Source organism: Pseudomonas sp. NFACC37-1, assembly GCF_900101575.1.
Classification (GTDB): Bacteria; Pseudomonadota; Gammaproteobacteria; order Pseudomonadales; family Pseudomonadaceae; genus Aquipseudomonas; species Aquipseudomonas fluorescens_AA.
In genome coordinates this window covers 150,161-171,771 of sequence record NZ_FMUZ01000009.1, presented here as the reverse complement: position 1 = coordinate 171,771, position 21,611 = coordinate 150,161, and the positions used below count along the sequence as shown (strand labels likewise).

16 protein-coding genes are annotated in these 21,611 nt (G+C 63.0%); 13 read left to right on the top strand and 3 right to left on the bottom strand.

What is annotated here, in order from left to right:
* Positions 1 to 2: 2 nt before the first annotated feature.
* The 3 genes from tssK to tagH form a co-directional block, all read right to left on the bottom strand.
* A complete protein-coding gene (gene tssK, locus BLP82_RS13130; RefSeq protein WP_092168374.1) occupies positions 3 to 1,337 on the bottom strand; it encodes a type VI secretion system baseplate subunit TssK in 1,335 nt (444 codons plus the stop codon).
* Positions 1,338 to 1,352: 15 nt separating this feature from the next.
* Positions 1,353 to 1,859, bottom strand: coding sequence for a type VI secretion system lipoprotein TssJ (gene tssJ / locus BLP82_RS13125; protein WP_092168371.1), 507 nt, complete (start codon positions 1,857 to 1,859; stop codon positions 1,353 to 1,355).
* A gap of 68 nt (positions 1,860 to 1,927) precedes the next feature.
* Positions 1,928 to 3,397, bottom strand: a complete 1,470-nt coding sequence (gene tagH, locus BLP82_RS13120; protein ID WP_092168368.1) for a type VI secretion system-associated FHA domain protein TagH — start codon at positions 3,395 to 3,397, stop codon at positions 1,928 to 1,930.
* 416 nt (positions 3,398 to 3,813) lie between these two features.
* Between tagH and tssA the strand changes: the two genes are divergently transcribed.
* The 13 genes from tssA to BLP82_RS13055 all read left to right on the top strand — a co-directional run bounded on the left by tssA (position 3,814) and on the right by BLP82_RS13055 (position 21,611).
* Positions 3,814 to 4,857, top strand: a complete 1,044-nt coding sequence (gene tssA / locus BLP82_RS13115; protein ID WP_092168365.1) for a type VI secretion system protein TssA — start codon at positions 3,814 to 3,816, stop codon at positions 4,855 to 4,857.
* Between the two features lie 81 nt (positions 4,858 to 4,938).
* Positions 4,939 to 5,445, top strand: coding sequence for a type VI secretion system contractile sheath small subunit (gene tssB / locus BLP82_RS13110; protein ID WP_003177230.1), 507 nt, complete (start codon positions 4,939 to 4,941; stop codon positions 5,443 to 5,445).
* A gap of 2 nt (positions 5,446 to 5,447) precedes the next feature.
* On the top strand, positions 5,448 to 6,944 hold the full coding sequence (tssC, locus tag BLP82_RS13105; RefSeq protein ID WP_060740019.1) for a type VI secretion system contractile sheath large subunit: 1,497 nt from the start codon (positions 5,448 to 5,450) through the stop codon (positions 6,942 to 6,944).
* A gap of 159 nt (positions 6,945 to 7,103) precedes the next feature.
* The gene (locus tag BLP82_RS13100) at positions 7,104 to 7,592 is read left to right on the top strand and encodes an Hcp family type VI secretion system effector (RefSeq protein WP_025216165.1); all 489 of its coding nucleotides are present in this window, start codon (positions 7,104 to 7,106) and stop codon (positions 7,590 to 7,592) included.
* 81 nt (positions 7,593 to 7,673) lie between these two features.
* Entirely contained in the window at positions 7,674 to 8,129 is a 456-nt protein-coding gene (locus tag BLP82_RS13095) for a type VI secretion system amidase effector protein Tae4 (RefSeq protein WP_060740018.1), read from the top strand.
* Entirely contained in the window at positions 8,129 to 8,554 is a 426-nt protein-coding gene (locus BLP82_RS13090) for a hypothetical protein (protein ID WP_060740017.1), read from the top strand. The genes BLP82_RS13095 and BLP82_RS13090 overlap by 1 nt, the downstream gene beginning before the upstream one ends.
* Complete coding sequence (gene tssE, locus BLP82_RS13085) at positions 8,548 to 9,060, top strand: type VI secretion system baseplate subunit TssE (protein WP_058542707.1); 513 nt, start codon at positions 8,548 to 8,550, stop codon at positions 9,058 to 9,060. The genes BLP82_RS13090 and tssE overlap by 7 nt, the downstream gene beginning before the upstream one ends.
* Positions 9,057 to 10,916, top strand: coding sequence for a type VI secretion system baseplate subunit TssF (gene tssF, locus BLP82_RS13080; RefSeq protein ID WP_060740016.1), 1,860 nt, complete (start codon positions 9,057 to 9,059; stop codon positions 10,914 to 10,916). The genes tssE and tssF overlap by 4 nt, the downstream gene beginning before the upstream one ends.
* Entirely contained in the window at positions 10,880 to 11,929 is a 1,050-nt protein-coding gene (gene tssG, locus BLP82_RS13075; RefSeq protein WP_092168362.1) for a type VI secretion system baseplate subunit TssG, read from the top strand. The genes tssF and tssG overlap by 37 nt, the downstream gene beginning before the upstream one ends.
* Positions 11,922 to 14,600 (top strand): type VI secretion system ATPase TssH, encoded by a 2,679-nt coding sequence (gene tssH, locus BLP82_RS13070; RefSeq protein WP_092168358.1) that lies wholly within the window; start codon positions 11,922 to 11,924, stop codon positions 14,598 to 14,600. Before tssG ends, tssH begins: the two co-directional genes overlap by 8 nt.
* 168 nt (positions 14,601 to 14,768) lie before the next feature.
* On the top strand, positions 14,769 to 16,706 hold the full coding sequence (tssI, locus tag BLP82_RS13065; protein WP_092168355.1) for a type VI secretion system Vgr family protein: 1,938 nt from the start codon (positions 14,769 to 14,771) through the stop codon (positions 16,704 to 16,706).
* Positions 16,707 to 16,724: 18 nt separating this feature from the next.
* Positions 16,725 to 17,159, top strand: coding sequence for a DcrB-related protein (locus BLP82_RS13060; RefSeq protein WP_060740012.1), 435 nt, complete (start codon positions 16,725 to 16,727; stop codon positions 17,157 to 17,159).
* Between the two features lie 12 nt (positions 17,160 to 17,171).
* Positions 17,172 to 21,611: an RHS repeat-associated core domain-containing protein gene (locus BLP82_RS13055; RefSeq protein WP_092168352.1), complete on the top strand. Its 4,440-nt coding sequence runs from the start codon at positions 17,172 to 17,174 to the stop codon at positions 21,609 to 21,611.

Genomic DNA, 21,611 nt, shown 5'->3' with positions numbered 1-21,611 from the left:
GTTTATCCTCGGATCGCCCAGAAAGCCAGGTTCAGCCCCGGGAACTGGCCGGCGATGTGGAACGCAAAACCGCCGGAGTTGCTCAACTGCTGCCAGTGGTCGCTGCCCCGGTCGAGTTCGTAGTAGGTGGAACCGGCGTGGTACGGCAGTTGCCGTGGCGCCACCGGCAACGGCAGCAGGCCGATGCCCGGCAGTTGCAGGTTGACCAGGTCGCGGATGTGCTCCACCGAGCCGACCTTGCTTTGCTGGCCGAAGCGGCTGCGCAGGGTTTCGGCCGGCACATCGGCACGCACCACCAGGATGAAGCTGGCGCTGTCGAGCAGGGTCTTGTCGGCCAGCATCGCCACGTGGATGCCGTAGGCTTTCTCGACAATCGGAATCGGCGTCGCCTTGCTGTCGATCAGCATCGACAGGGCTTCGCGCAAGGCCTGCATCACCGGCGCGTAGCTGAGGGCCAGGTCATCGTGCTGGTACGGCGGGTATTGCTGCGGTCGTCGTCCGGACGCGGTGAACGTGGAGAACTCCCCGGCCAGGCTCACCAGTTCGCTGTAGAAGCGCTCGGGGTGCAGCGGGCTCAACTGGCTCAGGTGCTGGATCAGCGGCTGGGCGCGGTTGACCAGTTGCAGCAGCATGAAGTCGGCAATCTCCGAGGCGCCACCGGCACCGGACGCCACCACCCGCCCGGCCAAGGCTTCGCCGCGTTGATGCAGCAGGCCCAGCAGTTCGCTGCGAAACGCCGCCAGCGGTTTGGAGGCGATGACATCCAGCAGTGGCGGGATGTAGGTGTCGTCGAGTACCAAGGCACGGTCGGCACGTTTTTCCTTGATGCGCACCACACCGATGGCGGCGTAGTCGCCGATGCCATCCTGTTCGGTCAACAACCGCAGGGCCCGGGAGCCAAGGGCCACCGGCGCGCGGTTTTCGAACGGCGCGTTGTCGTCGCGCACTTCGCACACCTGGCTCACATAACGCGCGGCGCCGAGGTCTTCGCCTTCGTCCACGGTGTCACGGGCGCCGGCGCGCTTGAGCGGCAAAGCCAGGTACACCAGGCCATCGCGCAGGTTGTCATCGACGTTCAGCGGTGTGGGCGCCAGGTCATCCTGGGGAATGTCGAAGGGCGTGCCGTCCGGCAACAGGCCCCGCGCCGAGATGATCGCCAGCTTGCCCTGGGCCAGCAGGCCCTGGTCGATCAGCAATTCGGAAAAACCCCAGGCGCCGGCCGACAATGGACGGCTGCGTGCGTCGATGAGGTTTTCCAGGTAACGGTCATGCTGTTGGAAGTGCTGCGTTCCAATGAACATGCCTTCCGACCAGACCACGCGATTGTTCCAGGACATGGGGGCTCCGATTGCTTATTGGGCAGGGCTGGATGGGGGAACGACGACGGCGCTGCGCACGGCGCGCACATCGAGGCTGATCTGGTATTCGGTGTATTCGCGCGCCGGGACATTCATCACCGTGCGCCACAACGACTGGTCCAGTTCGCGATAGCCCACCAGTATTCCGATGTGCCGCGTGGCCGGGTCGAGGTCGCGCTGCAGGCTCAGTTGCTGGCCGGGCTGGATCAGCACCTCGTCCTGGTCGATCAGGTCGGCGCCCAGCGTGGCCTGGGCCCGTTCGGCCAGGGCGAAATAATCGGAACGGCCAAAGGTCGCGGCATTTTTCAGTTCGAAAATGCGCACCCGGACCGGGGCCGGCTGGCCGGTGGCGCCGGGGTTGAGGCCGGCAATGGCATGGAAATGCAATTCGATGGCGGCGGTGTCGGCCTCAGCTTCTTCGGACTGGGGGTTGGCCGCATCCTTGGCGCACGCCGTCAGCAGAAGCGCGGTGGCGACTGCGAGTAAAAACCTGGGAATCATCCTGCGTCCTCAATGACGTTTGAGCTATCCGTTGTTGGCCGATCAATATTGTTATAGGACAGCGCCGCTCAACGGCGTCGCTGTCGTGTGCTGTGTTCTTCGTAGGCGCGACTGAACTCGCGACCGAACAGGTCCTGGAAATCCTCCTGGGCTTCCCGGGAAATGTTGCTGTAGAGCTCGGTGAACTGCTGCCAGTACTGGGCCTGCCGCGAGCCGCTGAAAATCCCCGAAAGCCCGCCGGGCTTGGCCATGCGTTCTTCCAGTTGCGCCGGCTCGAAACGCCCCAGCAAATGCTTGATGGCCGCTTCCACACCGGCCATTACCGCCAGTTGGTGGGCCCGCAAGTCGTCGAAACTGTCACGCACCGCCGCGTCCGGGGCCATGAACGCCTGGTTACCGTGGCGCAACAGCAACAGCAAGGCTTCATCGACATTGGGGGCGAACTTCAGCGGGTTGTTTTCCACAGGCTGGATCATCGTCTGCTGAATGCGGAACTCACCCTTGAGGCTGCTGCGGGCGCGCAAGACATCGATCAGGCCTTCGACCATCAACCGATAACTGCGCCCGATGCTTTCCATCTGTGCTTCGGCATTGGCCTTGTCCAAGCGCAACTGATCCAGCCCGGCACCGCGCAGGAAGGCTTGCAGCAAGTCGGATTGGGCAGCCTCGGCCGGGGCAACTGGAGCAACTGGAGGTGCGACCGGGGTCTCGACGCGGGTCACCGGCGCTTCACGCACGGGCGGCGGCGGTGCACTGATTTCAGCAAAGATGTCGACGAGCGGAGGCTGCGGAACAGGGGTCGCGATCGGCTCAACCACTGGCGGCACCGGCTGCGGGGCCACGGGCAGCGGGGCAACCGCCACCGGTGCCGGCTTGTCGCTGAACGGGTCCCAGTCGTCCGGAATCACCGAGGCAGCCGGCGGTACAACCGGCTCGACCACGGGTGGCGGGCTCGGCCGGGCAATTGGTGTCGGCGGGCGGAAATTGTGCTGCTCGGCCGGGACATGGTCAGGCTGGGTGGCCGGCGGGACACTGCTCGGGGCCAAGAAGTCGAACAGGTCCGGCAGGGTGTCCATGGCCGACACGCCCTGGAAATGCGCAGGCGAGGCCACCTGGACCGGCGACGGCGTATGCGCCGCGGCGCTCTGCTGCCCCATCAAGGCCTCGAAACTGCTGGGCGATTCGGCGAACGGATTACTGTCGGTGACCGGCAGGTTGAAATCGACGCGGGCCTGGATTTCATAGTCACCAATGCGGATCACCTCGCCGTCTTGCAGGGGCTCGCTATTGCCCTTGCGCAAGCGAACACCGGCCTTGACCAATTCCACACCATTAGTGCTGTTATCGGTCAAATAATAACGCCCATCTTTGTATTGGATAACGCAATGTTTACCGGAAACCAGGCGCTCCGGGTCCGGTAATACCCAGTCATTATCGGAATTACGGCCAATTGCCATCACCCCCTGGTCCATGGACTTTTCAGAACACTGGCCTGGGGTAATTTTGTGATAACTAGTGATAGTCAAACACAGCGGCATCTTGCCTCCTTGCTGAATACTTCGCGCGCGGGCGGGAGTGAGGGTTCAGACCCTGACGACCCGCCGGCAACCTGCCAACAACCGTAAAAAACGGCTTTTTGCCAGCATGATTGCTGATCATAACCGGCTTGCGTGACAAAAACCCCACGTCAGTTGCCGCTTCGACCGGCAGGTCGGGCAGGCTGTTAAGCGCATCACAACTGTTACATAGGGCATACACAGGCGAAATAGCTTACCTTGACAAGCGATAAGTACTACACCAAAAATGCACAACTTCTTGAATATACATGATGGCACTTTAAGATCATCACGCATCTAAAGGGCCATTACCGTCAAGGAACATGTGAAGTTTCATCCGAAACTTGCGTGTGAACTGCCCGACTTCTATCAAGCGGGTGATAGGGAGATCGATCCAAGTGGATGTGCCTTTGCTGCTCGCCGCCGTTTCCGCGACTTCGCCGTGTGGTGAAGATTTGGAATATGACGCGGATTTCCTGCGCCTGGAACGTGACTCCCGGGGCCAACCCGAGCGCAGCATGGGTGATTCGATCCTGCCTGCCGAACCCCCTGAATGGCGCAGCATCCAGCAGCAGAGCCTGGACTTGCTGCAGCGCAGCAAAGACCTGCGCATCACCCATTTCCTGATGCAAAGCTCCCTGGCCCTCGAAGGTCTGCCGGGCATGGCCCGTGTGCTGACGCTGATCAGCGAACTGCTCAAGCAATACTGGGCCGAACTGCATCCGCGCCTGGACGCCGATGACGATAACGACCCCACCGTGCGCATCAATGCCCTCGCCGGCCTGACGTCCGATGTCACCATTCGCCTGCTGCGCGAAAGCATCCTGACCCGTTCGCGGACCTTCGGTGCCGTCAGCCTGCGCGCCGCCGCCAACGCCAGTGGCCTGCAAAGTTTCCCGGATGAAAACCTCGGTGCCGAACAGCTCGCCGGGGCCCTGCTCGACAGCGACCCCGAGCAGCTGGAAATCACCCGCGCCGCCCTGCTTGAAGCCCGCAGCGCCGCCGAAGCCATCGAGCAGCAGGTCAGCGACCAGGTCGGTTCCGCCCAAGGCGTGGACCTCGGCCCGTTGAAGCAACCTTTGAAGATGGCCCTGCAGATTCTCGGCCAGTTCGCCCCGCAGAGTGGCGACGACGCCCAGGCCGATGCCGTCGGCGACCACAGCGCAGCGCCCGCTGAGCATGTAAATGTCACAAGCTCACCGCGCAACACCAATAACAGCACCAACACCGTCAGCGGCGACATCAACAACCGCGACGACGTGCTGCGCAGCCTGGACCGGATTCTCGCTTACTACACCCGTCATGAGCCCTCCAGCCCGCTGCCGGTGCTGTTGAACCGGGCCAAGAATCTGGTGCACGCCGATTTCGCGGCCATTGTGCGCAACCTGATTCCCGACGGCATGAGTCAATTTGAAAACCTGCGCGGCCCAGACAGCGAATAAAAAGCGAGCGGATCACGCAGTCACGTCACCGGCACCCCCGATGACGCCAACACCGTCGCTCAAGCGACCAGGAGCAGCAACGTGGCGAAGCAAAGTTCTCAGAAATTCATCGCGCGCAACCGCGCGCCTCGAGTGCAGATCGAGTACGACGTCGAGCTCTACGGCGCCGAGAAAAAGGTCCAGTTGCCCTTCGTCATGGGCGTCATGGCCGACCTCGCCGGCAAGCCCGCCGAGCCTCTGGCCCCGGTGGCCGACCGCAAGTTCCTCGAAATCGACGTCGACAACTTCGACTCGCGCCTCAAGGCCATGCAGCCGCGCGTGGCGTTCCATGTGCCTAACGAACTGACCGGCGAAGGCAACCTGAGCCTGGACCTGACGTTCGAAAGCATGGACGACTTCAGCCCGGCGGCCGTGGCCCGCAAGGTCGACTCGCTGAACAAGCTGCTCGAAGCGCGCACCCAGTTGGCCAACCTGCTGACCTACATGGACGGCAAGACCGGCGCCGAAGAAATCATCATGAAGGCGATCAAGGACCCAGCGCTGTTGCAGGCCCTGGCGAGCGCGCCGAAGCCAGCACAGGACCAATGATCATGACTGACAATACAGCCCGCGAAGGCGCACAGAACCTCGGCGCGACAGAAGAAACCAGCGAGTTCGCGTCCCTGCTGCTGCAAGAATTCAAACCCAAGACCGAACGTGCCCGCGAAGCCGTCGAGACCGCCGTGCGTACCCTGGCCGAACAGGCCCTGGCGCAGACCGACCTGGTGTCCAACGACGCCATCAAGTCGATCGAATCGATCATCGCCGCCATCGACGCCAAGCTCACCGCCCAGGTCAACCAGGTCATTCACCACCCCGACTTCCAGCAACTGGAAAGCGCCTGGCGTGGCCTGCACTACCTGGTCAACAACACCGAGACCGATGAGCAGCTCAAGATCCGCGTGCTCAACATCTCCAAGACCGACCTGCACAAGACCCTGAAGAAATTCAAGGGCACCGCGTGGGACCAGAGCCCGCTCTTCAAGAAGATGTACGAAGAAGAATACGGCCAGTTCGGCGGCGAGCCTTACGGCTGCCTGGTGGGCGACTACTACTTCGACCAGTCGCCACCGGATGTCGAGCTGTTGGGCGAGCTGTCGAAAGTCTGCGCGGCCATGCACTCCCCGTTCATCGCTGCGGCATCGCCGACCGTGATGGGCATGGGCTCGTGGCAGGAACTGTCGAACCCGCGCGACCTGACCAAGATCTTCACTACCCCGGAATACGCCGGCTGGCGCTCGCTGCGTGAATCGGAAGACTCGCGCTACATCGGCCTGACCATGCCGCGGTTCCTGGCGCGCCTGCCTTATGGCGCCAAGACCGACCCGGTGGAAGCCTTCGCCTTCGAAGAAAACACCGACGGCGCCGACAGCTCCAAGTACACCTGGGCCAACGCCGCCTACGCGATGGCGGTGAACATCAACCGTTCGTTCAAACACTTCGGCTGGTGCTCGCGCATCCGTGGCGTTGAATCGGGCGGCGAAGTGGAAAACCTGCCAGCCCACACGTTCCCGACCGACGACGGTGGCGTGGACATGAAGTGCCCGACCGAAATCGCCATCTCGGACCGCCGTGAAGCGGAACTGGCGAAGAACGGTTTCATGCCGCTGCTGCACAAGAAAAACACCGACTTCGCCGCGTTCATCGGCGCCCAGTCGTTGCAGAAACCGGCCGAATACGACGACCCGGACGCCACTGCCAACGCCAACCTGGCCGCGCGCCTGCCGTACCTGTTCGCCACCTGCCGGTTCGCCCATTACCTGAAGTGCATCGTGCGCGACAAGATCGGTTCCTTCAAAGAGAAGGACGAGATGCAGCGCTGGTTGCAGGACTGGATCCTCAACTACGTCGACGGTGACCCGGCGCACTCCACCGAGACCACCAAGGCCCAGCATCCGTTGGCTGCCGCCGAAGTGATCGTCGAAGAAGTCGAAGGCAACCCGGGGTACTACAACTCCAAGTTCTACCTGCGCCCGCACTACCAGCTCGAAGGGCTGACCGTGTCGCTGCGCCTGGTATCGAAACTGCCGTCGGCCAAGGGCGCATAACACCGACCTTGATGTGATCGTTCCCACGCTCTGCGTGGGAATGCCGCCCGGGACGCTCTGCGTCCCAGTGACGCGGAGCGTCACCCGATGCGTTACCACGCAGAGCGTGGGAACGATCAACAAAACACAATGTGGTTAGAAACCACACAGGGAGAAAACATGGCTGTTGATATTTTCATCAAGATCGGCGACATCAAGGGCGAGTCCATGGACAAGGCCCACAAGGACGAGATCGACGTCCTGAACTGGAGCTGGGGCATGTCCCAGTCCGGCAACATGCACGTGGGCAGCGGCGGTGGTGCGGGCAAGGTCAACGTCCAGGACCTGTCGCTGACCAAGTTCGTCGACAAGGCTTCGCCGAACCTGATGATGCACTGCGCCAGCGGCAAGCACATCGACAAGGTCAAGCTGACCGTGCGCAAGGCCGGCGGTGAAAGCCAGGTCGAGTACATGATCATCAACCTGGAAGAAGTGCTGGTCACTTCCCTGAGCACCGGCGGCTCGGGCGGCGATGATCGCCTGACTGAAAACGTCACCCTGAACTTCGCCAAGGTGCTGGTGGACTACCAGCCACAGAAAGCCGACGGCACCAAGGAAGGCGGTCCGGTCAAGTTCGGCTGGAACATCCGTCAGAACGTCAAGGTGTAATCGAAAATACCCCCGGTGCCACGCGCCGGGGGTGTTTGGTGCTTGCTCGAATCCAATCTTTTCCCTTTCGGTGTCTGAGTCATGGCCAAGCCTTCGTTTATCAATTTGTGGAAAGCCTATTCCGACCTGCTGATTGCCCATCCTGACGCAAAACCCTGTGACGGTCCCTGGGCAAACCAATGCGCCATACGCATGAGCCTGACGCTCAATGCGGAGAAAACCATCAAGGTCAACAAATCCACCTACACCAAAGACCCCCTGTGTAAGCATGAACACGCCAGGGGCGCCGAGTCATTGGCGAATTGGTTGTGGAAACATCATCTGGGCCATCCAACTATTCTCAGTAACAGCCCCGAAGACCGAAAGACATTGATGGGCAAGACCGGCCTGATTTTCTTCAAGGACTGCTTTCAGCAATCAGGAGAAACTGCCGAAGGTCGTAGCGGCGACCATATCGATCTATGGAATCGTGGCCTGACCCAAACCAGCGACCTTTTCTATCGATCCAAGAAGGTCTGGTTCTGGGAGCTCATTTAATGAACAAGCCCCTGCTCGCCCTATGCCTGACGACTAGCCTGATCAGCCTGAGCGCATGCGCCGAGCATGCCGGGGCCCCAACGACCCAGGCGGTTTTCGAGGGCCAGTCACTCAGCCTGGTTGACGATCAGGGTCAATGCACGCTGGTCAAACCCGACCAGAGTCGCATGAAACTGGACATGGAATGGCCGTGCGGCTTCAGCTTGGATAAACAGCAGAAACTGCGCGTGGAAATGTTCAACAACATCCCGATTTTTGCGGTTTGGCGCAGCGAACACATGCCCGCCCCCAGCCGCGATTGTCTGAGCAAAATGCAGGCTATTCGTCAGATGCCGGAAGGTTTTGAGGCGGGAACGGTCAGCCTGTATGCAGCTTGCGGCTCCGGCGGAGACCAGAAAATGTACGTGGCACCCTTTACGTGGTAACCGAAATTGCCACCCGCGATCGCCTCCAACCCTCCCTATTGGACCGGTTGACCGACGACGATCCGACCAACCCCAAGGAAAGCGCCGACAAACGCGTGCTGTCCCTGACCCAATTGAAAGCCTCGGTGCTGCGTGACCTGGCGTGGCTGCTCAACACCACGTCATTGCTCGACGCCGATGCCACGTTGCATACCCCGGCGGGCACGTCGGTGGTGAATTTCGGCCTGCCGGCGCTGGCCGGCAACAGCGCGTCGAACGTCGATGTCTCGGCCCTGGAAACCTTGATCCACCAGGCGATTGCCACCTTCGAACCGCGCATCCTGCGCCACACCCTGCGGGTGCGGGCCCGGGCGACGGCCGAAATGAACCACAACGCCTTGAGTTTCGAAATCGAAGGCGACCTCTGGGCCCAGCCGGTGCCCCTGCGCCTGATGCTGCAGACCGACCTGGACTTGGAAACCGGCCATGTGCGCGTGGTCAACGCCGACCAGCGGAGACGCTCATGAACCCGCGCCTGCTGGAACTGTACAACCAGGAACTGCACCACGTGCGCGAAAGCGCGGCGGAGTTCGCCAAGGAATACCCGAAGATCGCCAGTCGGCTGACGTTGTCCGGCATGGACTGCGCCGACCCGTATGTCGAGCGCCTGCTGGAAGGCTTCGCCTACCTGACGGCGCGGGTGCAGCTCAAGCTCGACGCCGAGTACCCGACCTTCACCCACAACCTGCTGGAAATCGCCTACCCCCATTACCTGGCGCCGACACCGTCGATGACCGTGGTGCAGATGCAGGCCGACCCGGACGAAGGCTCGCTGAGCAGCGGCTTCCCGCTGCCCCGCGATACCGTCCTGCGCGCCGCCCTGGGTCGCGAAACCCAGACCTGCTGCGAGTACCGCACCGCCCATGCGGTGACGTTGTGGCCGTTGCAGGTCAGCCAGGCTGAATACTTCGGCAACCCATCCGTGGTGCTCGGGCGCCTGGCCGCCAGCGAGCCCAAGGCCAAGGCCGGGCTGCGCATCACACTGCGCACCGGCGCCGAACTGCCGTTCAACAGCCTGGCCCTGGACAACCTGCCACTGTACTTGAGCGGCGCCGACGAACAGCCCTTCCGCCTCTACGAACAACTGCTGGGCAATGCCTGCGCGGTGTTCGCCCGCAAGCCCGGGGGCGACTGGGTGGAGCGTCTGCCCCAGGATGCGTTGCGCTCGCGCGGTTTCGACGATGCCGACGCCGCGCTGCCGGTGGTGTCCCGGGCCTTCCAGGGCTATCGCCTGTTGCAGGAATACTTCGCCCTGCCCCACCGTTTCCTGTTTGTCGACTTCACCCAGTTGAGCCGCGCGGTCAAACGCTGCGACGGCCAGGAACTGGAGTTGATCGTGCTGTTCGACCGTCACGATCCAAGCCTGGAAGGCAGCGTCGGCGCTTCGCAGTTCCTGCCGTTCTGCACCCCGGCCATCAACCTGTTCCCCAAGCGCCTGGACCGCATTCACTTGTCGGAGCGGGTCAACGAACACCACGTGATCGCCGACCGCACCCGGCCGATGGATTTCGAAGTACATTCGCTCAGCGGCCTCACCGGCCACGGCACCGGGCCGGAGCAGCCGTTCTTGCCGTTCTACGCCGTGCGCGATCCGTCCCGCTATGGCCGCGACCAGGCCTACTACACCGTGCGCCGCGAACCGCGCGTGCTGTCCAGCGACCAGCGACGCAACGGCCCGCGCTCGACCTACATCGGCAGCGAAACCTTCGTCAGCCTGGTGGACAGCCAGCAAGCGCCCTACCGCCACGACCTGCGCCAGCTGGGCGTGACCGCGCTGTGCACCAACCGCGACCTGCCGCTGTTCATGGGCGTGGGCAATGGCAAGACCGACTTCACCCTGGCCGACAGTGCGCCGGTTGGCGCCGTGCGTTGCGTGGCAGGTCCCAGTCGCCCACGGGCCAGCCATGCCCACGATGCCAAGGCCTGGCGGCTGATCAGCCAGTTGTCGCTGAACTACTTGTCGTTGAGCGAACAAGGCCAAGGCGCCGCCGCCCTGCGGGAACTGCTGCGCCTGTACGGCGACAGCAACGACGCGGCGCTGCAATTGCAGATCGAAGGCCTGCGGGAAGTCAGCAGCAAGGCTTGCACCCGACGCTTGCCGATGCCCGGCCCGATCGTGTTCGGTCGGGGCCTGGAGATCACCCTGGAATTCGATGAAAACGCGTTTCGCGGCACCGGGGTGTTCCTGCTCGGTGCGGTGTTCGAGCGCTTCCTGGCACGCTACGTGTCGATCAACAGTTTTACCGAGACGGTGATCCGTACCACCGAACGCGGCGAGATCATGCGATGGAAAGCCAAGCCCGGACGTCGTCCGACCCTGTGAGTACCCTGGAGGCGATGCACCAGGAGCCCTGGGAATACGACTTCTTCCAGGCGTTGCGGCGCATCGAGTGCGAATCTCCCGAGCTGCCGCGCCTGGGCCATTCCCTGCGCCTGGCCGATGACCCGTTGCGCCTCGGGCAACAGGCCGACTGCACCTTCGCCCCGGCCACCCTCGCCTCGGTGCAACCGGGCGGCGACGGCACGCCGGCGCGCCTGGAGCAATTCTTCTTCGGCCTCGGCGGTCCCAACGGCCCGATGCCGCTGCACATCACCGAATACGTGCGCGAACGCCAGCGCAACAACGCCGACAGCACCAGCAAGCGCTTCCTCGATGTGTTTCACCATCGCCTGCTCAGCCTGTTCTACCGGGCCTGGGCCGAAGCACGGCCGACCGTCAGCCATGACCGCCCGGACGATGACTACTGGTCGGCGCGCCTGGCGGCGCTCAGCGGCCGGGGCATGCCGAGCCTGCTCAACCAGGGGCTGATCCCCGACACGGCGAAGCTGCACTACAGCGGCCACCTGTCGGCACAGACCCGCTACCCGGACGGTTTGAAGGCGATCCTCAGCGAGTACTTCGGCCTGCCGGTGGAGATCGAAGAATACGTCGGCCAATGGCTGGAGCTGCCCGAACGCAGCCGCGTCGGTGTCAACGCCCGACTGGGCGTGGACTTCTGCCTCGGCCGCTTCGTGTGGGATCGCCAGCACAAATTCCGCATTCGCCTGGGGCCACTCAAGCTCGTCGACTACATGGGCATGCTGCCCGGCAGCCAACCGTTCAACGAGCTGGTGGCCTGGGTCGCCGAATACCTGGGTCATGAGTTGGACTGGGACCTGAACCTGGTCCTGGAACAGCCCGAAGTCCCGGCACTGCAACTCAACGGTCGTTTCCGCCTGGGGTTCAATACCTGGCTGGGTCGCCCCGAAACAGATGCCAACGATTTAATACTGGCCCGGCATTACGCCGAACAGGCCAACACCTCACAGACCTCAAGGAGCCATGAGCATGGGTGAAATCAGTCGCGCCGCGTTGTTCGGCAAACTCAACAGCGTGGCCTACAAAGCCATCGAAGCCGCCACCGTGTTCTGCAAGTTGCGCGGTAACCCTTATGTGGAACTGGCCCACTGGTTTCACCAGTTGCTGCAACTGCAGGACTCGGACCTGCATCGCATCATCCGCCAGTTCAACATCGAGCCGGCGCGCCTGGCCCGTGACCTCACCGAAGCCCTCGACCGCCTGCCACGGGGTTCGACGTCGATCACCGACCTGTCCTCCCACGTCGAAGAAGCCGTGGAACGCGGCTGGGTCTACGGCAGCCTGATGTTCGGCGAAAGCCAGGTGCGCACCGGTTACCTGGTGCTGGGCATCCTCAAGACACCGAGCCTGCGCCACGCGTTGCTGGGCCTGTCGTCGGAGTTCGACAAGGTCAAGGTCGAAGCCCTGAGCGAGCGCTTTGACGAATACGTCGGCGACTCGCCGGAAAACGCCCTGACCGCCAGCGACGGCTTCAATGCCGGCGCCGTGCCGGGCGAAGCCAGCGGCGCCATGGCCCCCAGCGCCATGGGCAAGCAGGAAGCCCTCAAGCGCTTCACCGTCGACCTCACCGAGCAAGCCCGCAGCGGCAAGCTCGACCCGATCGTCGGCCGTGACGAAGAGATCCGCCAACTGGTGGACATCCTCATGCGCCGCCGGCAGAACAACCCGATCCTCACCGGTGAAGCCGGTGTGGGCAAGACCGCCGTGGTCGAAGGCTTTGCCCTGCGCATCGTCGCCGGCGACGTGCCGCCAGCCCTCAAGGACGTCGAACTGCGCAGCCTCGACGTGGGCCTGTTGCAGGCCGGCGCGAGCATGAAAGGCGAATTCGAACAGCGCCTGCGCCAGGTCATCGAAGACGTCCAGGCCTCGCCCAAGCCGATCATCCTGTTCATCGACGAAGCCCACACCCTGGTGGGTGCCGGTGGCGCCGCCGGCACGGGCGACGCGGCCAACCTGCTCAAGCCGGCCCTGGCCCGCGGCACCTTGCGCACCGTGGCCGCCACGACCTGGGCCGAGTACAAGAAACACATCGAAAAAGACCCGGCCCTGACCCGCCGTTTCCAAGTGGTGCAAGTGGCCGAGCCCTCGGAAGACAAAGCCCTGCTGATGATGCGCGGCGTGGCTTCGACCATGGAAAAACACCACCAGGTGCAGATCCTCGACGAAGCCCTGGAAGCCTCGGTCAAGCTGTCCCACCGCTACATTCCCGCGCGCCAGCTGCCGGACAAATCCGTGAGCCTGCTGGACACCGCGTGTGCCCGCGTCGCCATCAGCCTGCACGCCGTGCCGGCCGAAGTGGACGACAGCCGTCGGCGCATCGAAGCGCTGGAAACCGAGCTGCAAATCATCGCCCGCGAGCACGCCATTGGCGTGGTCATCGGCACTCGCCAGACCCAGACCGAAAGCCTGCTGAGCACCGAACGCGAGCGCCTGGCCGAGCTGGAGAGCCGCTGGGCCGAAGAGAAAACCCTGGTGGACGAGCTGCTCGCCACCCGCGCCACCCTGCGCGAGCGCGTCGGCGTAGTGGACAGCGAGGACGGCAGCGAAGCCAGCCACGACTTGCGCGAGAAACTGGTGGACCTGCAACAGCGCCTGACCGCCCTGCAAGGCGAAACCCCACTGATCCTGCCCACCGTGGATTACCAGGCCGTGGCCTCGGTGGTCGCCGACTGGACCGGTATCCCGGTAGGCCGCATGGCCCGCAACGAACTGGAAACCGTGCTCAACCTCGACCAGCACCTGAAAAAACGCATCATCGGCCAGGACCATGCCTTGCAGATGATCGCCAAGCGCATCCAGACCTCCCGCGCCGGCCTCGACAACCCGAGCAAGCCGATTGGCGTGTTCATGCTCGCCGGCACCTCCGGCGTGGGCAAGACCGAAACCGCCCTGGCCCTGGCCGAAGCCATGTACGGCGGCGAGCAGAACGTCATCACCATCAACATGAGCGAGTTCCAGGAAGCCCACACCGTGTCCACCCTCAAGGGCGCACCACCGGGCTACATCGGCTACGGCGAAGGCGGCGTGCTGACCGAAGCCGTGCGGCGCAAACCGTACAGTGTGGTGCTGCTGGACGAGGTGGAAAAAGCTCACCCGGACGTGCATGAAATCTTCTTCCAGGTGTTCGACAAAGGCGTGATGGAGGACGGCGAAGGCCGGGTGATCGACTTCAAGAACACCTTGATCCTGCTGACCACCAACGCCGGCACCGAGCTGATCGCCGACGTCTGCAAAGACCCGCAGAACGTGCCCGAGCCGGAAGAAATCGCCAAGGCCCTGCGCCAGCCGCTGCTGGAGATTTTCCCGCCGGCCCTGCTCGGCCGCCTGGTGACGATCCCGTACTACCCGCTCAGCGACGAGATGCTCAAGGCCATCACCCGCCTGCAACTCAACCGCATCAAGAAGCGCGTGGAGAGCACCCACAAAGTGGCCTTCGACTACGACGACGCGGTGATCGATTTGATCGTCTCGCGTTGCACCGAAACCGAAAGCGGCGGGCGTATGATCGACACCATCCTGACCAACAGCCTGCTGCCGGACATGAGCCGCGAGTTCCTGACCCGCATGCTCGAAGGCAAGGCCTTGGCCGGGGTGCGGATCAGCGCGGTGGACAACGAATTGCAGTACGATTTCAGCGACGCGGCCTGACCTGATAGGAACCGGATCAAGTGTGGGAGCGGGCTTGCTCGCGAAGGCAATCTGTCAGTGACATTAATGTTGGCTGACACACCGCTTTCGCGAGCAAGCCCGCTCCCACAGTGCATCCGGTGTCTTCAGGCAATCAGCGGCGCAGCCATTACAACGATGAGATGAGCGATGTTATTCAACCAAGCCTCACGCCTGGCCAAGATCACCAGCCCCCTGGGACCTGAGGTACTGCTGCTCAAGGACATGGGCGGCGGCGAAGAACTGGGGCGGCTGTTCAACTATGAGCTGCAGCTGCACTCGCTGGACAACGCCATCGACCTCAATCAGGTGCTCGGCAAGCCCATGTGCGTGAGCCTGCAACTCGATGGCGGTGGCGAGCGTTATTTCCATGGCATCGTCGCCCGTTTCAGCCAGAACGTCGACCAGGGCCAGTTCGCCAGTTACCAGGCCACCCTGCGCCCGTGGTTTTGGCTGCTGACCCGCACCTCCGATTGCCGGATTTTCCAGAACCTCACCATCCCGCAGATCATCAAGCAGGTGTTCCGCGACCTGGGCTTTTCCGATTTCGAAGACGCCTTGAGCCAGACGTATCGCGAGTGGGAATACTGCGTGCAGTATCGCGAGACCAGCTTCGATTTCGTCAGCCGCTTGATGGAACAGGAAGGCATCTACTACTTCTTCCGCCATGAGCAGGGCCGGCATGTGCTGGTGCTGGCCGATGCCTATGGCGCCCACACCACGGCCCCCGGCTACGGCTCAGTACCGTACTACCCGAAGAACGAGCAGCAGCGCGAGCGTGACCACATTCACAACTGGCACCTGGCCCAGGAAGTCCAGCCCGGCTCCCTGGAGCTCAACGACTACGATTTTCAACGCCCCAGCGCACGCATCGACGTGCGCTCGGCCATGCCCCGCCCGCACACGGCCGGCGACTATCCCCTGTACGACTACCCTGGCACCTACGTGCAGAGCCAGGACGGCGAACACTACGCCCGCACCCGCATCGAGGCCTTGCAGACCCAGCACGAACAGGTCGAGCTGGCCGGTAACGCTCGGGGCCTGGGCTCGGGGCATCTGTTCAGCCTCACCGGCTTCACCCGCCAGGACCAGAACCGCGAATACCTGATCGTCGGCGCCCGCTACTACATTTCCCAGGAAAGCGGCGAAACCGGCGGTGGCGCGCCTTCGGCGCAGTTCGAAAGCAGCCTGATCTGTATCGACGCCCAGCAAAGCTATCGGCCACTGCCCATCACCCATCGCCCGATCGTCAAAGGCCCGCAGACTGCGTTAGTGGTGGGTCCCAAGGGCGAGGAAATCTGGACGGATCAGTTCGGCCGGGTGAAGGTGCATTTCTACTGGGACCGTCACGACCAATCCAACGAAAACAGCTCGTGCTGGATTCGCGTGTCCCAGGCATGGGCCGGGAAAAACTGGGGCTCGATGCAGATCCCGCGAATTGGCCAGGAAGTGATCGTCAGTTTCCTCGAAGGCGACCCGGATCGGCCGATCATCACCGGTCGCGTCTATAACGCCGAACAGACCGTGCCCTATGACTTGCCCGCCAATGCCACCCAGAGCGGCATGAAAAGCCGTTCGAGCAAGGGCGGCACGCCAGCGAATTTCAACGAAATCCGCATGGAAGACAAGAAAGGCGCCGAGCAACTGTACATCCACGCCGAGCGTAACCAGGACATCGTGGTCGAGGTGGATGAAAGCCATTCGGTGGGCCATGACCGCAACAAGAGCATCGGCCACAACGAGACGGTGACCATCGGCAACAACCGCCTGCGCATCGTCAAGCAGGAGGACATCCTCTCCGTCGGCCAGCGCAAGACCGACAGCATCAGCCAGAGCTACGTGATTGAAGTGGGCGAAAACCTGCGCCTGGTATGTGGCGAAAGCATCCTGGAGCTCAACGCCAGCGGCCAGATCAACCTGACCGGCGTACAGATCAGCTTCTACGCCAGCGGCGATGCCGAGTTCAACACCGGCGGCGTGCTGCACCTGAACAACGGTGGCGGCCCCGGAGCCACGCCGGACGGCCAGGGCGTCAAGGGCAGCATCGATGCCAACATCCAAGCCGCGTTCCCTGCACCCAAGGGCTAACCTCGAGATTTTCGCGCCATGACTTACCGCCTCAATGAATTCCAGTTCCAGCTGCCGCCCAGCGAATTGCTGGACGCGACAATCAACATCCTCAAGTTCCCCGAACTGGGCACGTCCTTGATCGTCAGCCGCAGCTTGCTGGCCGAGGGCGAGACCCTGCAAAGCAACCTCGACGACCAGCTCAAGCGCCTGGAAAAACAGGTCCAGGACCTGCGCTGCCAACCGGGCGCCACCGTGCGCGTAGGCGCCAACCAGGAAGTCGAAGCCATCGAACTGCGCAGCCAGTTCAACAAGGGCAATGAAAAGGTCTTCCAGTTCCAGCTGGCCCTGGTGCTGCCCGGCACGCGCAAAATGCTTGCCCTGAGCTACGTGAAAGCCGAGAAACTGGGCGATGCCGAAGCGGCGCATTGGGCAACGATCAAGGGTTCGCTGCTGTTCGACGCTCTGGCTTGATGAGCACCTTGCATGTCTGACGCACTCTGGGCCGCTCGGCTAGGCGACGCGCTGAACCACACCTCGATGATGGCCGATATCCTCGGCGGCGTCCTGGAAGTGGCCGCGAACATTGCGATCACCGCGGTGGCGACGGCTGCCGTGGTCGCGGCCACGGGCATTACCGTTGCCACTGGCGGCTTGGGTTGCTTCCTGCTCGGCGCGGTGGTGGGCGCCGTGGTCGGCCTCGCCATGAGCAAGACCGGGGCCGACAAGGGGCTAAGCGACCTCTGCGAGGGCATCGGCAACGCCCTCTTCCCGCCCACGGTGCAGGCCAACATCCTCACCGGCTCCACCAACACCTTGACCAACAACATCCCTGCCGCCCGCGCCGCCGGGGCGATCGAGTCCCATGTCGCGCCGGCCGGCACCGAACTTGAAGCACCCGAAGCCGAACCCAGCTACCTGGACATGGCCGAGAATTTCTTCTCGCAGATGTGGCGTCCCACCGTCGCCGTGCCCGCGCCCGGTGCCGTGCCCAAGCCGCTGGACATGATCACCTGCATGAAACACCCGCCGATGCCGCCGCAGTTCCTGGCCGAAGGCTCGGACAAAGTCACCATCAACGGTCAGCCCGCCGTGCGCAGTGGCGACCGCAGCACCTGCGATGCGACCGTGGTATCAGCCGGGCTGATTTCACCTGACGTGACCATTGGTGGCGGTTCGGTGGTGGTGCGCGAGATCCGCAGCGGCAAGACCCCGGGCGTCGGGCTGGCGGTCACGGCGCTGCTGATGCTCAAGGGCGGCAAGGGTAAATTCCTCAGTAACCTGCCCTGCATGTTGGTCGGCGGTGCGGCGTCGATGGCGGTCAGTAGCGCGATGGGCGCCGCGGCCAACGCCGCGATGGGCTCGTCGAACCCCGTGCACGCCGCCACCGGGGCCAAAGTGTTGGGCGATGTCGAGGAGATGGACTTCGTCCTGCCCGGCATCTTGCCGATCGACTGGCAACGCTTCTACAACAGCCGCGACGAACGCCGCGACGGATTGTTCGGTGCCGGTTGGAGCGTGCCCTACGAGGTGCGCGTCGAAATCCTGCCCCATCCAGACGGCGGCCAAACCCTGGTCTATAGCGACGAACAGGGCCGACGCATCGACATGGGCTCGATCCCCCTGGGCGGTGCCGTGTTCAGTGCCGGTGAAGGCCTCAGCGTGCGCCGGCATGCCAACGGCGAGCTGCTGATAGAGAGCGCGGACGGGCTGTACCGCTTGTTCGAACCCACGCCAGCCAATGCAGCGCTGCTGCGCCTGAACCAACTGGGTGACCGCAACGACAACCGTATCCACCTGGAATACGACGATAACGGACGCCTGGCGCAACTGCGTGACACCTTCGACCTGACCCGCATCGCACTGGCGTATGACGAGCGCTGGCCACAACGGGTCAGCCGGATCGACCGCCTCTATGCCGATCAACGCCGGGAAGTGCTGATGCACTATGGCTACGACGGCCAGGGCGATCTGGCGCAGGTCCGTCAGTCCAACGACCAGGTAAAACGTCGCTACGCCTACGACGCCGGGCGGCGAATGGTGGAACACCAACTGCCTACCGGGCTTCGCTGTTTCTATGAATGGGCGTTGGTTGAAAACCTGGAATGGCGCGTGGTTCGCCACTGGACCGACGCGGGCGACGCCTACACCTTCGATTACGACCTGGCCGCCGGGACCACGCGCATCACCGACGGTTTGCAGCGCATCAGCACCCGTCGCTGGGATACCCGATATCAGATTACCGAAAACACCGACGCGCTGGGTCGCACCTGGACCTTCCAGTGGAACGACGAAAGCCAGTTGCTGGGGGCGACCGATCCCAACGGCGGACAACATCAGTTCAGCTATGACGAAGCGGGCAACCTCTGCGAAACCCGCGACCCGCTGGGGCGCAGCGAGTCAACCCTGTGGCTCGAACACTGGGCCCTGCCCCTGGCTGAAACCGATGCCGCGGGAAATACCTGGCAGTACCGCTATGACGCGCGGGGCAACCGCATTCGCGAAACCGACCCGCTGGGCCACGTCACCCGCTATCGCCACGACGCCCACGGCCAAGTGGTGGAGGTCATCGACGCCACCGGCAAAAGCAAGCGCATGCGCTGGACGGCGCTTGGGCAACTCAGCGAACACACCGATTGTTCCGGTTACACCACACGGTTGAGCTATTGCGAGCGAGGGCTGTTGCTCAGCAGCACCGACGCACTGGGAGAACGGACGCTTTTCAGCTACGACGACCAGGGTCGACTGCTGAGCAAGCAACTGCCGGACGGGCGCACCGAGCACTATCAGCGTGACGCAAGCGGACAATTGATCAGCTATAGCGATCCGGCCGGGCATACGACAACTTTCCAACACACCCTAAGCGGTCAACTGCGGGTGCGCACCGACGCCCATGGTCGCCGGGTGGAGCTGAGCTACGACAACTACGGGCGCCTGCTGGCCCTGACCAACGAAAACGGTGAGCGCTACCGGTTCGCCTGGGACGCCGCCGACCGCTTGACCGCCCAACACAGCCTGGACGGCAGCCTCAAGCGCTACGCCTACGACCCGCTGGACAACGTCACCCGCGTGGAAGCGCTCGCGGTGCCTGGCAGCACCGACCTGGACCTCGCCCCCCAAGCCCCCATCATTCATGAGCTGGAGCGCGATGCGATGGGGCGACTGGTGGCGAAAGTCACCGCAGACGGGCGCACCGAGTACCACTATGACGCGCTCGACCAGGTCAACACGATCACCTTCACCAGCCAGACCGGTGAAGTACAAAGCCTGGGCTTGCGTTACGACGCCCTGGGGCAATTGATTACCGAGCAAGGCTGGGCGGGGAACCTCGAACATCGCTATGACGAACTGGGTAACCTGAACCAGACGCTGCTTCCCGACGGTCGTTGGCTGAACCGCCTGCACTACGGCAGCGGTCACCTGCACCAGATCAACCTCGACGGCCAGGTCATCAGCGATTTCGAGCGCGATCGCCTGCACCGCGAAGTGCTGCGCACCCAGGGGCGCCAGAGCACCCGCAGCGAATACGACCGCAGTGGCCGCCTGCGGGCCCGCCAGCGGCGGCAACAGGGTCAATCCACGCTGCTGCAGCCTGTGGCGCAATCGCTGTTTGGCTATGACGCCAGCGATCAACGGGTGGAGCGCTTCGACAGCCAGCCCGAAGCGTCCCATCGCCAGTTACTGCACTATGACGCCACCGGCCGCATTCTTGCCAGCCAGGACAACCTTCAAGGCCAGCGTGAAAGCTTCGCCTATGACCCGGCCGCCAACCTGCTGGACGGCCTGGGCACAGGCCAGGTCGCGCATAACCGCTTGTTGACCTACCAGGACAAGCGCTACCGCTATGACGGTTTCGGTCGCATGGTGGAAAAACGCAGCGCCCGACGTGGCGTCCAGCGTTTTCGCTACGATGCCGAACAACGCCTGGTGGAAGTGCGCAACGATAACGGCTCAGTCGTAAAAATGACCTATGACCCGTTGGGTCGACGCATCGAAAAAGCCGAGTACGACCGCAACGCCACGCTGCTCAGCCGCACCCGTTTCACCTGGGATGCGCTGCAACTTTTGCAGGAACACCGCGACAGCCAGACCAGCCTCTACATCTACGCCGACGACAGCCACGAACCCCTGGCGAGGGTCGACGGCCTGGGCGATCAACAGAAGGTCCGCTACTACCACAACGACTTCAACGGCCTGCCCGAACAGCTCTCGGAAGCCGACGGCCACACACTCTGGCGAGCCCGTTACCAAGTGTGGGGCAACACCGCCGAAGAGCTGCGCGAACCGTATTACATCGAAGAGCAGAACCTGCGCTTCCAGGGCCAATACCTGGACCGCGAAACCGGGCTGCACTACAACACCCTGCGTTTCTACGACCCGGACATCGGCCGCTTCACCACACCAGACCCGATCGGCTTAGCCGGTGGGCTGAACCTCTACCAGTACGCGCCGAACCCGGTGAGTTGGATCGACCCCTTCGGGCTGATGAAATGCTCGACGCCACCCAAGGGTCGCAAGGTCAACCGAACGGTGTATCGCTTTGAAGAGCCGGGGCGGATCAGCACGACTTGGACGGCGCACAAGTGGAACGTCGCCTCCAGGCACCGTTACACCGCCCCCGGCCTGGGCGGTGTCTATGGCGCCAACTCACGCAAGACAGCCATGGGCGAAGTCAATCACTGGGGCGTGGACCTGTCCACACGCGTGCTGGTCAGCAAGAAAGTGCAGCTCAACAACGTCCTGGACCTGACCCGGGCCGATGTGCGCAAACAATTGGGGGTCTCCCTCAAGAGCATTACCGGCGACAAATACACCCAGACCCATCAAATCGGCGCCTGGGCCAAGGCTAATGGTTATGATGGGATCCTGGCGCCGTCGGCGCGAAACCCGACCGGCAGCAACTTGATTTCGTTTGCAGGTTTTTAA

Excerpts from the sequence above, each read along its gene's own strand:
- tssK (WP_092168374.1), bottom strand. The coding sequence starts at position 1,337 with ATGTCCTGGAACAATCGCGTGGTCTGGTCGGAAGGCATGTTCATTGGA.
- tssJ (WP_092168371.1), bottom strand. The coding sequence starts at position 1,859 with ATGATTCCCAGGTTTTTACTCGCAGTCGCCACCGCGCTTCTGCTGACG.
- tagH (WP_092168368.1), bottom strand. The coding sequence starts at position 3,397 with ATGCCGCTGTGTTTGACTATCACTAGTTATCACAAAATTACCCCAGGC.
- tssC (WP_060740019.1), top strand. The coding sequence starts at position 5,448 with ATGACTGACAATACAGCCCGCGAAGGCGCACAGAACCTCGGCGCGACA.
- BLP82_RS13100 (WP_025216165.1), top strand. The coding sequence starts at position 7,104 with ATGGCTGTTGATATTTTCATCAAGATCGGCGACATCAAGGGCGAGTCC.
- BLP82_RS13095 (WP_060740018.1), top strand. The coding sequence starts at position 7,674 with ATGGCCAAGCCTTCGTTTATCAATTTGTGGAAAGCCTATTCCGACCTG.
- BLP82_RS13090 (WP_060740017.1), top strand. The coding sequence starts at position 8,129 with ATGAACAAGCCCCTGCTCGCCCTATGCCTGACGACTAGCCTGATCAGC.
- tssF (WP_060740016.1), top strand. The coding sequence starts at position 9,057 with ATGAACCCGCGCCTGCTGGAACTGTACAACCAGGAACTGCACCACGTG.
- tssG (WP_092168362.1), top strand. The coding sequence starts at position 10,880 with ATGGAAAGCCAAGCCCGGACGTCGTCCGACCCTGTGAGTACCCTGGAG.
- tssH (WP_092168358.1), top strand. The coding sequence starts at position 11,922 with ATGGGTGAAATCAGTCGCGCCGCGTTGTTCGGCAAACTCAACAGCGTG.
- tssI (WP_092168355.1), top strand. The coding sequence starts at position 14,769 with ATGTTATTCAACCAAGCCTCACGCCTGGCCAAGATCACCAGCCCCCTG.
- BLP82_RS13060 (WP_060740012.1), top strand. The coding sequence starts at position 16,725 with ATGACTTACCGCCTCAATGAATTCCAGTTCCAGCTGCCGCCCAGCGAA.
- BLP82_RS13055 (WP_092168352.1), top strand. The coding sequence starts at position 17,172 with ATGTCTGACGCACTCTGGGCCGCTCGGCTAGGCGACGCGCTGAACCAC.